13 protein-coding genes and 1 pseudogene are annotated in these 15,034 nt (G+C 36.1%); 11 read left to right on the top strand and 3 right to left on the bottom strand.

From position 1 onward, the window contains the following. Positions 1–191 precede the first annotated feature (191 nt). On the bottom strand, positions 192–617 hold the full coding sequence (locus NST60_RS10105; RefSeq protein WP_224428460.1) for an SRPBCC family protein: 426 nt from the start codon (positions 615–617) through the stop codon (positions 192–194). Between the two features lie 260 nt (positions 618–877). Between NST60_RS10105 and NST60_RS10100 the strand changes: the two genes are divergently transcribed. From NST60_RS10100 to NST60_RS10055, 10 genes and pseudogenes are all read left to right on the top strand, one after another. Beyond that, positions 878–1,768, top strand: a complete 891-nt coding sequence (locus tag NST60_RS10100; protein WP_254416042.1) for a hypothetical protein — start codon at positions 878–880, stop codon at positions 1,766–1,768. 128 nt (positions 1,769–1,896) lie between these two features. Next, positions 1,897–3,414: an SIR2 family NAD-dependent protein deacylase gene (locus NST60_RS10095; RefSeq protein WP_254416043.1), complete on the top strand. Its 1,518-nt coding sequence runs from the start codon at positions 1,897–1,899 to the stop codon at positions 3,412–3,414. A gap of 208 nt (positions 3,415–3,622) precedes the next feature. Continuing rightward, positions 3,623–4,177 (top strand): CBO0543 family protein, encoded by a 555-nt coding sequence (locus NST60_RS10090; RefSeq protein WP_224428577.1) that lies wholly within the window; start codon positions 3,623–3,625, stop codon positions 4,175–4,177. 795 nt (positions 4,178–4,972) lie between these two features. After that, positions 4,973–5,146, top strand: a pseudogene (locus NST60_RS10085) (DUF3885 domain-containing protein); the annotation flags it as partial. Positions 5,147–5,192: 46 nt separating this feature from the next. Beyond that, positions 5,193–5,624, top strand: coding sequence for a hypothetical protein (locus NST60_RS10080; RefSeq protein WP_341098767.1), 432 nt, complete (start codon positions 5,193–5,195; stop codon positions 5,622–5,624). Positions 5,625–5,803: 179 nt separating this feature from the next. After that, positions 5,804–7,141, top strand: a complete 1,338-nt coding sequence (locus NST60_RS10075) for an ISLre2 family transposase (protein ID WP_100525934.1) — start codon at positions 5,804–5,806, stop codon at positions 7,139–7,141. A 211-nt stretch (positions 7,142–7,352) separates the two neighbouring features. Next, complete coding sequence (locus tag NST60_RS10070) at positions 7,353–8,402, top strand: iron-siderophore ABC transporter substrate-binding protein (protein WP_101729126.1); 1,050 nt, start codon at positions 7,353–7,355, stop codon at positions 8,400–8,402. Then, positions 8,403–9,437 carry a FecCD family ABC transporter permease gene (locus NST60_RS10065; RefSeq protein ID WP_016201436.1) on the top strand — a complete coding sequence of 345 codons (1,035 nt, stop codon included), beginning with the start codon at positions 8,403–8,405 and terminating at the stop codon, positions 9,435–9,437. It begins immediately after the preceding gene. Next, positions 9,434–10,465: a FecCD family ABC transporter permease gene (locus tag NST60_RS10060; RefSeq protein ID WP_040342676.1), complete on the top strand. Its 1,032-nt coding sequence runs from the start codon at positions 9,434–9,436 to the stop codon at positions 10,463–10,465. The genes NST60_RS10065 and NST60_RS10060 overlap by 4 nt, the downstream gene beginning before the upstream one ends. Then, a complete protein-coding gene (locus NST60_RS10055) occupies positions 10,465–11,268 on the top strand; it encodes an ABC transporter ATP-binding protein (protein WP_016201434.1) in 804 nt (267 codons plus the stop codon). The genes NST60_RS10060 and NST60_RS10055 overlap by 1 nt, the downstream gene beginning before the upstream one ends. A 71-nt stretch (positions 11,269–11,339) precedes the next feature. On the opposite strand, the gene scfB is transcribed toward NST60_RS10055, so the two are convergent. Further along, the gene (scfB, locus tag NST60_RS10050; RefSeq protein ID WP_169187653.1) at positions 11,340–12,749 is read right to left on the bottom strand and encodes a thioether cross-link-forming SCIFF peptide maturase; all 1,410 of its coding nucleotides are present in this window, start codon (positions 12,747–12,749) and stop codon (positions 11,340–11,342) included. Between the two features lie 125 nt (positions 12,750–12,874). After that, positions 12,875–13,024, bottom strand: coding sequence for a six-cysteine ranthipeptide SCIFF (gene scfA, locus NST60_RS10045; protein WP_016201432.1), 150 nt, complete (start codon positions 13,022–13,024; stop codon positions 12,875–12,877). Positions 13,025–13,394: 370 nt separating this feature from the next. On the opposite strand from scfA, the gene NST60_RS10040 reads away from it, so the two are divergent. After that, positions 13,395–14,969 (top strand): hypothetical protein, encoded by a 1,575-nt coding sequence (locus NST60_RS10040; protein WP_341098766.1) that lies wholly within the window; start codon positions 13,395–13,397, stop codon positions 14,967–14,969. The last annotated feature ends 65 nt before the right edge of the window (positions 14,970–15,034 follow it).

The following is a 15,034-nucleotide window of genomic DNA, read 5'->3' as shown; positions in this document are numbered from 1 at the left end:
GGACTAAATCAAAACGCTTAGATAAATTTAGTAAACTAAGCGTTTTTTTATGGTAAAAAGGTTTAGCGATAATCATAAAAATAAAAATGGTAGTATCGTGGTTATTGAATTATCATAACCACAGATACTCGCCACTAATTTATTTTGGTGACTTATAAAAGTGATAATTAGAGTATCTCTTCATTGCTTTTTTAAATGGTTGTTTGCTCTGAATATTTTTTGAAATTATCTAGAATCGCCTGCCATCCTTGTTGTTGTAACTCAATTGGATTCGTAGTTTCAGCATCAAAAGTTTCAATTACTTGGGTTTCGTTTTCATGACCTTTAAAAGTGATTATAACTTTTCTTCCATCACCCAGTGTATAAGCAATAACCTCGTGTAATTTTACTTCATCATATATTCCACCAAAATCGAAACCAAAACTGCCTTCTTTGGCTTCCATTCTTGAATGGAATTTCCCACCTGCTCTTAAATCATTCTCAGCAAATGGTGTGTGCCAGTCATCAGAAGCACTGCTCCATTTTGTTATATGAGTTGGCTCTGTCCAATATTTCCATACCTTTTCTATGGGTGCTTGAACTGTTGTTTCTACTGTTATTTTTTTAGATGTTTCCATTTAATTTCCCGCCTCACTTAATATGAATATTTTTTAAGCGATTTGTTCACAAAAGATGCATGACTATATTGTAGATGATTTCTAAAAGTTACGCTACATCTTCATTTTTACCACCCTTGTAATCCATTTCTTTCATTCCACAAACCTTATAATTAGCATCGGATTTTGAAACTGATATATACAACATATTTTAATTGCCAAATACGCAATTGATATGATAAATAGGATGGAAAGCAATACTTTAAAAGTGGAGGGAAGGAATGGAATATCAGGATTTTAGTCAAGAACAGAAATGGTATATAAACGGCGTTTTGGGAAAATATATGGATACTTATGTAAGGGACCATCTTATATGGACACCTGAACAAATGTATCATGATTTTATAGAATACTTAAGGTCTTTTCATAAAAAGGGATGGTATGGGAAACAATCTTATAAAAATGGGGTTTATTCCTTTCTAAATAAAGAAGAGGAACTCTGGATGGTTTCAGAAGATGCAGAGGAGTTTATACTGTCGAGGTTCCAAAAGAAATATGAAAAGAACTTCAAATTAGCAAGAAAAAAAGGTCCGTTAATCGATAGAGTAAGATTAGGGTATCGGTGGAATGAGGATCTTTTCTTCGATATAAACTATGGACTATATAAAGGTAGCCATAACTATAAAAAAACTGAAATTGTTGAAGGGGAGTCACTGATTCCTTGGACGGTTGAACATGTAAATACTGAATTGGCAGGCTATGATACAGATTTGCCCACTGTTTTGGAATCATTATCGACAAGCCCGATTGAAAAAATGTTTTATCAATATTGGCTTGATAATTATTATAAAAAGGACACTTCTTTTCCAGCCATTATTCCAGAGGTCTGTGGAACAAGGTCATTTTTTTGGGCTGAACAATGCAATGGGCATTATTATTTAAAATTATCTGATATACCAGATAAAGAAAGAAGAATGCACGATACAAATTCAACTAATATTAGATTCGATTTTCAAATATTAAATTGGTGTAAACAAAAAATGTTATTTGTAGAATTGGATGGTCATGAGTACCATAAAACAGTTGAACAGCGAAGTAAAGATGCAATTAAAAGGGCAAATTGCCACAAAGTATGGTTTTCAATTGAATGTAATGACAGGAACACAAATTAACAGGAATATAAAGGCCTGTTTCGATAGTATTCATGACTTCTTAACAATTGATTAACAGAAAAGTAAGCAGGAAACACAATCTTGCTTACTTTTGCCATTTTCTGATTAATAACAAGGGTGAAATAATTATGGATAAAATAATAAATGAATTGGCTGATTTGGCAGCCAAACATAAATTGGTTCCCTTCTTAGGGGCTGGGTGTTCAGTTCCACATTTGAAAGTTGATTGGGATACGATAAGGGACGGATTGGCAGAAGAACTATCTACTGATGAACAGGACCATTTAGTTGTGGCTCAGCAATATGTAGATACTTTTTCTAAAGAAAGATTTTGCGAATATTTAAGAACAAAATTGTTAATAGAGGATTTTTCTGATTCATTAGGTTTCGCACACTTAGCAATGATGAGTCTTGGAGTAGGGGTGCTTTATACTACTAATCAGGACAATATAATGGAAAAATGTTTTGAGAAATATGGCCGAGATTTAAAAGTAATAACAACCTTATCGGATTTAGCAAATTCTATGCCCGGTGATAGATTTTTTATTAAATTCCATGGGGATTTATACGTTCCGGATTCAATAGTGTTTACAGCAGGTGATTATGAAAACAGAATGGGATCAGTTGACCATTTTCTGAACATTAGATTAAGGTCTGACCTTCTTGCAAAACGGCTATTTTTTATAGGGTATAGCCTTCGGGATAAAAATATACAGGAAATTTTAAAGGAAATTGAAGTAGTCTTCAGAGGGAATATGCCTGTTTCATATATGCTTGCTTGGGAGTATAGTGATGAATTAGAGGAGCATTGTAAGCAGTATGGTATCAAGTTAATTGACCCCATGAAGGAATTCCCTGAAAGTAGAAGTAACCAAGAAGCATTCGAAAAATTTTTAAATGAATTTGTAACACAAACACTGATTAAAAAAACAGATAAGGAAATTAAAAGCATTTTTACACCTAATGTGCCTCAAACGCAAAAAGTTGTTTCACCATTAGAAATACAAGCCCTTAAACAGGTCATTAATGAGGAAGGTTTTATGCAGGGATGCCAAAAATTTCGGGCTATTATGGATTCTTCACTGATTCCAATAGATTTTGAAGAAAAAGTCCTCGAAATGTTTGAAACGCTTGCTCAAAAGTGTTCTAGCACTGAAGAATCAGATTATTTAAATGCCGCTGGTTCCCATTTGAATTTCTCAAAAGTAGAAAACCTTTTTGGGGTATTGGTTTTATTAATGACTACAGCAAATGCTAGAAAGAAGGGTAGTGGACCATTTGGTCAACTATATATGCATGTAAAGGGAATGCCTAAGGAAACTTATATAGGTGCTGTAGCGTTTGCGATAGAAAAGTTATTTTCATGGGAAAGACCAATAACGGATACCTTTAGGAGCCATGTCAGTACTTGGATGGATTACAGTCGAGATTTTAATGAATTTGACCATAAAACCCAAAGTTTTATCAAACATTGGATTGATGAGGCTTGGAAAGGGCAAACGATCTATGAGAATCCGATAAAAAGGCAGCAAAGACTTAATCAGTTAGGACATCCATTAATGGGGAAAAGTATGGATAGCAGTGACATTCTTTCAAGAATGATGAACTCATTACCGAAATCCTTTGGCAAGCCATATGAAGAATAAGTTCACCGAGCCCAAAAGAGAATACGTAGTCACCAACCAAGAAAGTAGTTAAATGTAATCTCCGCATGAAAACCGCATGGAAATTAAAACCAATGCGATTTTATTTTTGTACCGCTTATTTGTATACATATCTTTGCATATATCTTGAATTTTTTAATGGATATTAATGAACAATAATATGGTAAATTGCAACGAAGGGCTGAGGTATGTGGATAAAGGGAAGAAAATGAATGAAGTAGAGGACTTGTTCGAAAGTTTTCATCAACTCCATGAAAATTATGGTCGGCTTTGGTTGGATGAGACATTTCTCCAATGGGATTGGTGGCTGTCAGTTATATTATCAGTAGGAGCATGGGTATTCTGGATTTTCTATAGAAAAAAGGATAGTACCAATCGTCTATTATATGCAGGCATATTAGTAATTTTAATTTCGCTGTGTTTGGACTACATAGGTGTAGCAATGGGGTTATGGTATTATACGGGTAAACTTACTCCTTCTTTTCCTGCATGGCTTCCTTTTAATTTTTGTATGTTACCTGTAACAATCATGTTTTTAATTCAGACAAAGCCCCATATTTCAGCATGGAAGAAAGGATTGTTTTATGGAGCACTGGTCGCATATATCGGTGAACCTATTTTTGTATGGGCAGGCTTTTACGTTTTAACTGGATGGAAATATACATATTCGCTCCCAATATATGCTCTTATCTTCATTTTTGCAGATTGGCTGACGAAAAGAAAATCATTCTCTGATACAGTCTAAAAATAGTTAAAGGTTATGTTAATAAAAACAAGGAATCTAAAAGATGAAATGGAATTAAACTGTGTCAGGATTAATCATTCCCCTAAGATATTCCTGATTATTTAAAAATACGTTAGACAGTCTAAAATCTTTTGTGTACTCCTTTATATGTAAACCAAAAAGCCAGATAGTTATAAAGACTATTTGGCTTTTTGGTTTATTTATTACTTAAACGAGTCCCCCTAAGGTTTCCAATATTTAATACTAACCGATTCACTTATATAGTCCACGACCGCATAAATCCTTGAAGATGAATAGATTCACGCTATACTTTTATTAAATAACAATTTGAGGTGGCACTTTGGAAGGGATAAACATTTATAAAAGGTCAGACGGTTCTTAAAAAGAGTCGTTAAAAGAAATGGATAATGGTAGTGTCAAAAGTTCTATGAAAACTCACTGATCTCTTCCAGTGATTGGGTGGTGAAGCCACGCAATCGCCCTTGACAAACAGAGGGGGTAGAAGTAATGAAATTAAAAGAATATATCCAGATATATTTCAGTTTGTCGACAAAATGATTTTTAAAAAGTTAAATAGAATTTTTATGCGTTGCTTGTAGTGGAAGGGGTGAGACTCCTGTGGGATTAGCGAGACAGCTGAGACCCTGCAGGCTGTAAGCCGAAGCGGCTCAGCGCGAGCCCCACGGAAAGCGAACCCCTGGAGCGGAAAGCAACATCCCATTCAAAGGGACTAATAAATATACTATATACAAACTTTTATTTTAAAATTCAGGAGTTTGTCTACAGTCTGGAATATATCCAGATATATTTTTTATTAATGTCACAAAAAGTATTATCCTTTATATTTTTGATGATAGAGGGTGTGAAGTTATCGCAAGAGACATAGAAATATTACGTCCGATCTATTACAAATACAGGGATTTGGTGGATGAATGCTGTCTAGAAAAAGTAGAAAAACAGTTTAAGTAATTATTTCGGCGAATAATCAGCACTTACGAAAACAAGGGGGAGTCGTATGAGAAAAATTGGTGGTATAGTAATCATTATTATTAGTTTGGTACTTGCTCTTAGCAGTGCTTTAAACTTTCAAGAGGATATTATTTTTGCCAATATACTGTTATGGGTTATTAGTCTTCCTCTCTATATCAGTGGCCAAATAATGAAAACGTCAAAGTCTGAATTTAAACATCGAGGAAAGCGATGGATATTCATTTATCTATTTTTCTTTTTTATCCTCCCTTTATTGGTCTATTTACATGTAAGTTATCAAGATTTTAAGGAAAGTATATTTGTAGATGATCAGTTTATTATCTATGAATCCGCATCAAGTAAACTAGGAGTTATATCACTTGTTGGTTTTATTATTCTTATCTTCCTATGTGCTGGTCGATTTCTTAATCCAGGATTAGAACGAAAGGGATTATTAAATGTCATCATTTATGTATGAGTAAAATGTTTGTGGGAGAATAAATATCCTTTTTGTCTAGTTGGGGGACGAGTCCCCCAACTAGACAAAAAGGCCACCAAGCGAAAGCGCGGTAGCTGGAAAAAATTAAGTATTAAAAAAGAGAGCTTCCTTTTGTAAAGTAGAGTTTGACTAGAATACTACGAAAAGGAGAGGCTCTCATGAATCAATGTAACACAAAAATGCCATCATTAAAAGAATTGGAAAAAACTTTATTTCGAACACTACAAATGACCTTTCAAGAAATCCTTGTTCAAACATTAGAAAATTGGGATCTAGAGATTGCTCAGCAACGAGACAAAAGAAGATTTGCTTTACGAGATAAACGAGAAATACGAGTAGATACAGCGTTTGGAGCAGTGGAGCTGAAGCGTAATTATTATTTCGATCGTGTAACCAAAAAATATATTTGTCTGTTAGATCATTATTTACAGTTTCAAGGGAATAAAGGGTTTAGTCCACTATTAGAAGAATGGGGGCTAGAATTAGCGACAAATGGTTCCTCCTATCGAAAGGCGGTGGAAACGTTCGAACAATTTTTAGGCTATTCGGCGATGAGCCACGAAGCATTACGGCAACATCTTCTTCATACAAGCGTACTTCCCGCTAAGGAAAAACGTCCTTTTCAAAAGGTGTTGTTTGTCGAAGTAGATGGATTATATGTGAAGAGTCAAGAAAAGAAAAAGCGTGGATGGGAGTTGAAATTCGCCGCTGTACATGAGGGATGGAAAGAAAACGGAAAGCGAGTCAGGCTCCGAAATAAAAGGCATTTTCTCTATGAAGAAAAAGAACCCTTTTGGGAAGCTTTTGAAACATTCTTACAGAATCATTATGCGTATGATCCAACCCAAACCTTGCTTATTATTAATGGCGATGGAGCAGGCTGGATAACGGCATGTCGGGAGTATTTTCGGGAACGCGCCTTTTTCACCATGGACCGTTTTCATGTCGCTCGTTCGATGAAGCAACTAATGAAGAGCCATCCTCGATACCGCTACATGAAAAGAGCGTTAAAAAACTACCAGGTAGAAACATTACTTCTAGAGTTGAATAGCGCAGTAGGAACAATGGATACACCAGAAGAAGAAGAAAAACTAGCACATTTCCTCGGCTTTTTAACGCATCATCAGGAAACCATAAAAGATTACCGTAGTTGGTTACAGGAGAAAGGCGTGGACACGACAGCGTATCGTCCAATGGGAAGTGCAGAAGCAATGATGAATCAATTAGCCAAACGATTAAAAAATGGAAGAGCATGGAGCAAAAAAGGCGTCATGAGCATGGCACGTTTGTGGATTGGGTTGAAGGATGATCTATCTATCCAAACGATATATGGAAAATGGGAAAAAGCCACGGAAAAATCAAAGAAAGAGCATCGACCGAAAAGAAAAATACCCACAAAATTAGTAACAGAAACCGTGCGTCAGAACATGCCATACTTAAATCAAGCGATTGGAAAACCCGTTCACTTTGCCTTACAGGGATTAAAAGGTTTTTAAAAAATGAGAGAATCAACAGTTGGAAGAACAAAACCAATTGGAAAGCGGATACAAACTTAGAGGTTTTACTTTATAAAAAAGGGAGCTAAAAAAACTCCCACAAAAACTTGACTCAATCATCATTTATTTTGTAATTGACAGAAAAATAAAAAACAAGTATTATAATTGAGAATGATAATCATTATAAAAATAGAAAAAGAGGGACATACATATGTTTAAAAAACAAAGAAAGCCATTTATTCATATTTTATTATTCTCAATTGTAGCAATCCTTTTATTAGCGGGTTGTTCAAGTCAGTCAACACCTAAATCAGATGAAACAAAATCAGATGATTCAAATACAGATTCTCAATATCCAATAACTATCAAACATGCGTTTGGTGAGACAGTAATTGAGGAGAAGCCTGAACGTGTTGCTACTATTGCATGGTCCAATCATGATGTTGCACTTGCTCTTGGGGTTGTACCTGTAGGTTTCTCAGCAGCAAACTACGGAGTGCAAGATGAAAGCGGTATGTTACCTTGGACGAAAGCGAAAATAGAAGAATTAGGGGAAACAAATCCGAATATTTTTCAAGATACAGATGGTTTAGACTTTGAAGCGATTGCTGATTCTAATCCAGATGTTATTCTTGCAGCATATTCAGGTATTACGCAAGAAGAATATGATACATTAAGTGAAATTGCTCCAGTTGTTGCTTATCAAGAAAATCCTTGGGTAGCAACTTGGCGTGAACAAGTAACATACAATTCTATGGGAATGGGTATGGAAGAAGAAGGAAAACAGCTTATTGCGGATACAGAAAAATTAATTGCAGATAAAGCAAGTGCACACCCTGGAATTAAGGGGAAAAAAGCAGCATTTGTAAGTGTCAATGGTGCTGATTTATCTAAGTTTTACATCTACACACCAGCAGATCCACGTGGTGAATTCTTGACAGAATTAGGAATGGAATATCCGGAAAGTATTACAAGTCAAATTACTGATCCAACTAGCTTCTATTTGGAAGTAAGTGCTGAAAATGCAGATATACTAAACGATGTAGATATTTTTGTATCATATGGAAATGATCAAACACTTGCTGCTTTACAGGCTGATCCGATTTATGGAAAGATTCCTGCTGTAGAGAGAGGATCTGTTGTTATTATTGAGGATAATACTCCACTTGCAGCAGCAGGAACTCCAAGTACACTTTCTATTGAATACTCTATCGATGAGTACTTAACTTTACTCTCAGAAGCTGTAAGCAAAGTGAAATAAATGGAACATACATCCGTTTTAAAAAATAAGCAGTTAGTAATTCCGAGAAGATTTATTAGCGTATTAATACTTTCAATTGTCTTACTCGGTATAAGTATATTGGTGTCTCTTGCTTTTGGGTCTCGTACTGTTGGATGGAACGAAATAATGGATGGTTTATTCCATCCTGATGTCCAGTCACACGGAGCAAATGTTGTTCGCCAAAGAATTGCTAGAACTGTTTTTAGTCTTATGTGTGGTGCTGCATTAGGAGTTTCTGGGGCTCTTATGCAGTCCGTCACACGTAACCCTATTGCAGATCCTAGCATATTAGGAGTAAACACAGGTGCGGCACTATTCGTCGTTTGTGGAATATCCTTTTTTCATATTGGTACTGCTAGTCAATACATTTGGTTTGCATTAGCAGGAGCAATCTTAACTGCCATTTTTGTATTCGGAATTGGTTCGATGGGGAGTGGCGGTGCCACCCCCCTTAAACTCGTTTTAGCTGGGGCGGCGACAAGTGCAGCATTATCCTCTCTTGTAATGGCAATTATGATCCCGCGCTCAAATGTGATGGATCAATTTAGATTTTGGCAGGTAGGCAGCGTTGGTTCTGGAAATTGGAACTCTATCTCTATTTTTATTCCTTTTCTTATCGTCGGTATTCTAATAGCCTTGTTTTCCGCTCCAGCCCTAAATGCTTTAGCGTTAGGGGATGAAGTTGCTACAGGATTAGGTGTACGTACTGGTACACTTAGACTTATCGCAGCATTTGGAGGAGTACTATTATGTGGTGCGGCAACAGCACTAGCAGGCCCAATTGGTTTTATTGGATTACTTGCAACCCATGTGATTCGTCTCATTATTGGTCCTGATTTGCGCTACATTATTCCGATGTCCGCTGTAGCAGGAGCTATTATATTAACTATTTCAGATGTATGTGGCCGAATCATCGGAAGTCCTGGTGAACTTGAAGTGGGAGTAGTTACTGCTTTTATTGGTGCTCCTATTTTAATCTTAATAACTATGAAAGCGAAAATGCGTACGTTATGATGAATGAATCAATGAATCTTATTATGGTAGGTAGATTAAAAAGACGTCGTCGTTTTATACTTGTGACTTGCCTCCTAGCAATTATTTCTTTTGCGCTATGCTGGACGATGCTTATGTTAGGAAACACTATATATCCTGTTTCAGATGTAATCAGTGTTTTACTAGGTGAGCAAGTAAAAGGAGCCTCCTTTGCAGTGGGAACCATCCGTTTTCCAAGAATGGTTGCAGGTGTTTTTGCTGGCTTTGCATTTGGTATCTCTGGATATGTGTTTCAAACGATGCTTCGTAATCCGTTAGCAAACCCAAATGTTATCGGAATAACAACTGGTTCAAGTGCTGCTGCTGTATTTTGCATCATTGTGCTTCATGCAAGTAGTACTTTTGTTTCGATTGCCTCTATTATCGGCGGACTAGTCACAGTAATTGTTATTTTTCTATTGTCAAAAGGTTCTTCTTTTTCGATTGGTAGATTAATATTAATAGGAATTGGAATACAAGCAATGCTCAATGCGGTAATATCCTATCTATTGCTTATCGGCCAACATCATGATGTACCTACAGCCATGAGATGGTTAAGTGGTAGTTTAAATGGAGCTAAAATGGAGAATGTTTATCCACTTATTATTGCTGTCCTTCTCTTTGCTCCAATTATCATCTTACTTGGCAAGCGATTAGATATGTTAGAACTTGGTGAGCAAACTGCAACTTCCCTTGGAATTCATACAGATAGGACAAGGCTAATATTGATAATCAGCTCTGTACTTATTATTGCGCTGGCTACTGCTACAACAGGACCCATTGCATTTGTTGCTTTCCTTTCTGGACCTATCGCCAAAAGACTAGTTGGTATTGGTTTTTCTAGTGTTATTCCAGCAGGTCTTGTGGGGATCATTTTAGTTTTAGCATCGGATCTTATTGGCCAGTTTGCGTTCGTTGCTAGATATCCAGTAGGTGTTATTACTGGTATTCTAGGTGCTCCGTACTTAATTATGCTATTAATTCGAATGAATCGAAGGGAAGAATTGTAATGGAAAAGATACATGAATTTCGAGCTGAAAAGTTAACATCTGGCTATGAAAATAAAATGATATTACAAGACATTGAGCTTGAAATTCCGAGTAATAAAATCAGTGTTATTATTGGAGCAAACGGTTGTGGAAAATCCACTCTCTTAAAAACGCTATCGAATCTTATTAAATCTTCGTCTGGTAACATAACACTGGACGGAAAATCGATTAGCAAATTTCCACCAAAGCAATTAGCACGGATTCTCGGTATTTTACCTCAATCTCCTATTGTGCCAGAAGGAATAACAGTAGCAGATTTAGTTGGTCGTGGGCGTTTTCCTCATCAGGCCTTATTTAGTGGTTGGTCCAAGAAAGATTATGAAGCAGTTGCGGAAGCAATGGAAATTATGAAGATAACAGAATTTGCTAATCGTGATATCGATGAGCTATCAGGTGGCCAAAGGCAACGTGTTTGGATTGCAATGGCTTTAGCGCAACAAACGGATATTCTATTTCTTGATGAGCCGACAACGTTTCTAGATATAACGTATCAAATAGAAATATTAGATTTGCTAACAGACCTTAATCGCAAATATGGTACGACCATTGTGATGGTTCTCCATGATATTAACCTGTCCGCCCGTTATGCAGATTATATTTTTGCACTTGAGAAAGGTAAACTTGTTGGAGAAGGAAAACCGGTAGATATTATTACAAGTACATTGGTAAAAGATATTTTTGGTCTTAATTGCACGGTGATTAATGATCCTGTTTCAGGTACTCCTTTAGTTGTGCCTCGAGGAAGATACCATGTTAATGTTTAGTAGAATAAGATTTAGATAGTTAATGGATATAAAGCCTGCCTCTATAGAAATAGAGGCAGAATTAATATGGATTATTCTTCTGTTAATGCATATTCTGATTCTTCCATTGCTCGCAGCGTTTCAGCAACTTTCACCATCATCGAACATTCGACTCGTTTACGGAAAATATCGCAACTAAAGTCATGCGTGCCTTGTAAAGAACCAGTTGCATGTAGTGTGTTTGCAGGGCAGCCTCCACTACAGTAAAGCTTTGCCCAGCACTTTTGACATTCTTCCTTTGAATAACAATTATTTTCTTTAAACTGACATTGCAGTTCCGGCTTGGTGATGCCAGCCCATACATTGCCCATACTAAATTCTTTATCACCAACAAACTGATGACAAGGAAAGAGTTCTCCCCATGGAGTGACAGCTAAATACTCGGTTCCAGAACCACAGCCAGATATTCTTTTTTGAATGCAAGGGCCTTCAGAAAGATCCAGCATATAATGGTAAAAGGTAAAGCTGTTTCCATTTTTTCCGAGGTTTAGCATTTCTTTAGCTAGCACTTCATATTGATGGTAAATTTCCGGAAGGTCTGCTTCTGTTAATGCATAAGGTTCTGATGAATCACAAATAACTGGTTCCATCGATAGTTTATCAAATCCAAGATCTGCTATATGAAAAATATCATTGGTGAAATCAAGATTGTTATGGGTATAAGTTCCGCGAATATAGTATTCTTTATCCCCACGTTTTTCAACAAAGCGCTTAAATTTCGGGATGATATAATCATAGCTCCCTTTGTTATTAACCGTTTTTCGGAGATGATCATGAACTTCTTTTCTTCCATCCAGGCTAAGCACAACATTATCCATTTCCTTATTTAAAAAGTCAGTCACTTCATCATTCAATAACATGCCATTGGTTGTAAAGGTAAAACGGAACTTTTTATGATATTCTGCTTCTTTACTCCTAGCGTAATGGACAATATCTTTTACGACTTTCCATGCCATCAGTGGTTCTCCGCCGAAGAAATCAATATCAAGATTTCGATGGTGCCCAGAATTCTCTAAAAGAAAATCAATGGCACTTTTTCCAACTTGGTAGCTCATGAGGGCTCTTTCTCCATTGTATTTCCCTTGGCTCGCGAAACAGTAATCACAGGATAAATTACAAGTGTGGGCAACATTGAGGCAGAGTGCCTTTACGTATGTACGTCGCTTTTTTAAATGGATAGATAAATCTCTATATTCATCCTCTGTAAACAGCTGCCCTGTAGTTTTTAAGTGTTCTATATCCTCGATTGTCTCGAAAATTGCTTTTTCTGAGATGGTAGGGTCAGCGGTATACTTGTTAAGTAGGCCATCAATAATATCTTTAGTAGATGTCGTCTCATAAAGAGCAATGATTTCATAGGCAAGATCATCAACAACATGAACCGAACCACTATAAGTATCCATCACAATATTGTATCCATTAAGTTTATACTGATGAATCATTTGAAAATAAGCTCCTTTTGCTTATGTAGTTAGTTTAATTTTCACGGTGATATTCGGATTTCAACCAATGGGGAATGAGATATTCCCCATTGAATAAAGGTAGTTCTTGGTAGACAATGGGCAGTCTATCGGTTCCAAGGGTTCTCGCATTTTTGATTAGCAATTCCACAAGAAGTTTTGCAAGCTGATTGGCAGGAAGTTTGGCATTCCCCACAGCCACCATATTTTACGGTATCATTAAGTTTACGAGTGCTTAATGTAATAATTCTCTTCATTTATTTGCACCTTCTTTCTAACATATTAATGATGCAAAAGTTATTATTGTGAATTTATTCACAAACTTTTACATCCTGTATTTTAACAAGACCTGATTAGGTCGTCAAATCATGAGAAGCTCAGCTATTGTCGATTTATCCCACTCTTAACGGACAGCAAGATTCCCTCCTCAAGCTTATGAGTATACGAGGAAGATAGGTGGGAGATCAACTATCCGTAAAGGTCAGATTGTCAGCTAACCATCAGTGGGGAGGAAGGAAAACCCCTCTAATGGATAAAATAATATAGCATATTTTGTCAGAAAATATGCTATTATTATTTTATTCGCAATACAATGAGAATTAATTTGAAACAGCATGGGGGAGTAGGATGAAGACCTGGATACTACAAAAACTATATTGGATCATACCAGTTGTGCTGATTTTATTAGGACTGTTTTTATTATTTGTCGAAAATTTTTCTAAGGTTACAGCACAACCAGAACCAGATTGGAGTAGAGGATTATTAGTTGGGAAATCTCAAGTAAATAAATTACCAGCAATAATAGAAACAAAGGATGGTCATTACTTGTTCTCCTTTTTTCAGGAAAATAAATTGCATACCGTGACCATGAACAAGGAGTTTCAGATAGCGGAAGAGAAGAATTATGATATACCTGTAGACAAATGGACGCAAATATATCAGGGAAATAATCAGCTTATTTATTTTGACTATAAAAATATTTTTGACCAAGATAAGACGCAATTGGTTGCAGATGTAGAGGCGTTCTTTCCGTTACGGACGACCATTCTTTATGTAAAAGAAAACAAGCTTTTTCAATTAAATCCTGAAACAAAAAAATCATCGGAAATAATGGCGATTGATTTAGAGAAAGAAAAGGTATCGATAGAGGAAAAGGAGGATGGTATTCACCTTCTGTTATTTGCAAAGGCAAAAGGTAATGTAGATCTCACTTTATATCGTATTGAAAATGGGAAGATCAATCGTTTATATAACACAAAAGTAAAGGTCGATCCTGGCAAAATAGTGAATAATATTTCCTTTACTTTTGAGGAGCAAAAGCTGGCATTATTGCTTCAGGAAGAACTGGAATTAACGCAAGGAAAACCAGAGTATTTCAACTATTTTGCTGAAATTGATATAACAAAAGGACAACAACCTGAACAGTATGAATTAAAGTTTGAGGATCCTGCGATAGAAAGCGGCAAGTTAACGGAAATTTTGGATATTGCTTTTACATATAGAGATGGAAAGCCACGTCTTTTATTTAAGGCGAATGGTTTTACAGAAACAAAATATAATGAGAAAAAGGGCTTCAATATTTATGAAGCGGAAATAGGTGAGGAAGGTAAAACAAAGTCAGAACGACGCAGTAACACAGCTGCTATTTCCACTATTCCTCAATGGTTAAATGAGGATACAGTTGCGTGGATGGATCTTGATGGAGCTGGCAATAAAGTTTATGTTTCTTCCAATGAGCTGGCAAAGATAAACAAACAAATTAAACATACATCTGAAGATTGGTTACAGGCATTTGGAAAGACATTTGGAATGATTTCGACTTCCTTCTTTGCCTTTGCGCTTTCCTTCATTTGGTTAATATGGCCAATTTTATTTGTCCTATTTATGTATGTATTTTTTAGTAGAACAGTAGATTATGATCGACCTTGGATTTTTCATACAGGTATCGGGGTCTATTTAATTGCAGCTGTCCTATTTAAGGATCGTTTCTTTGTGCCCAATATTTTATCAAGTGCGCCTGGGTATTTAACATTTACGGGGAGTACCTATTTCTACCTCTTTTTAATTGCGGTTATTGCTTATTTCTTAGCTATAATGACAAAAAGAGTGAATGAATGGATAGGTGCTCCGAGGATTATCTATTTTGTTGGGGTACATATTATTTTGTTAACTATATTATTTGGACCATATATTATTTATTAGAAGGAGCAATTGCCGGTGAACCTTTTAGAACATTTTATCCCACTCTTAACGGACAGTAATACTCC

It is taken from the genome of Niallia sp. FSL W8-1348 (assembly GCF_038006745.1).
GTDB lineage: Bacteria > Bacillota > Bacilli > Bacillales > Cytobacillaceae > Niallia > Niallia alba.
Note: the sequence above shows the minus strand (reverse complement) of the source record. Positions and strands in the feature narration are given on the sequence as shown.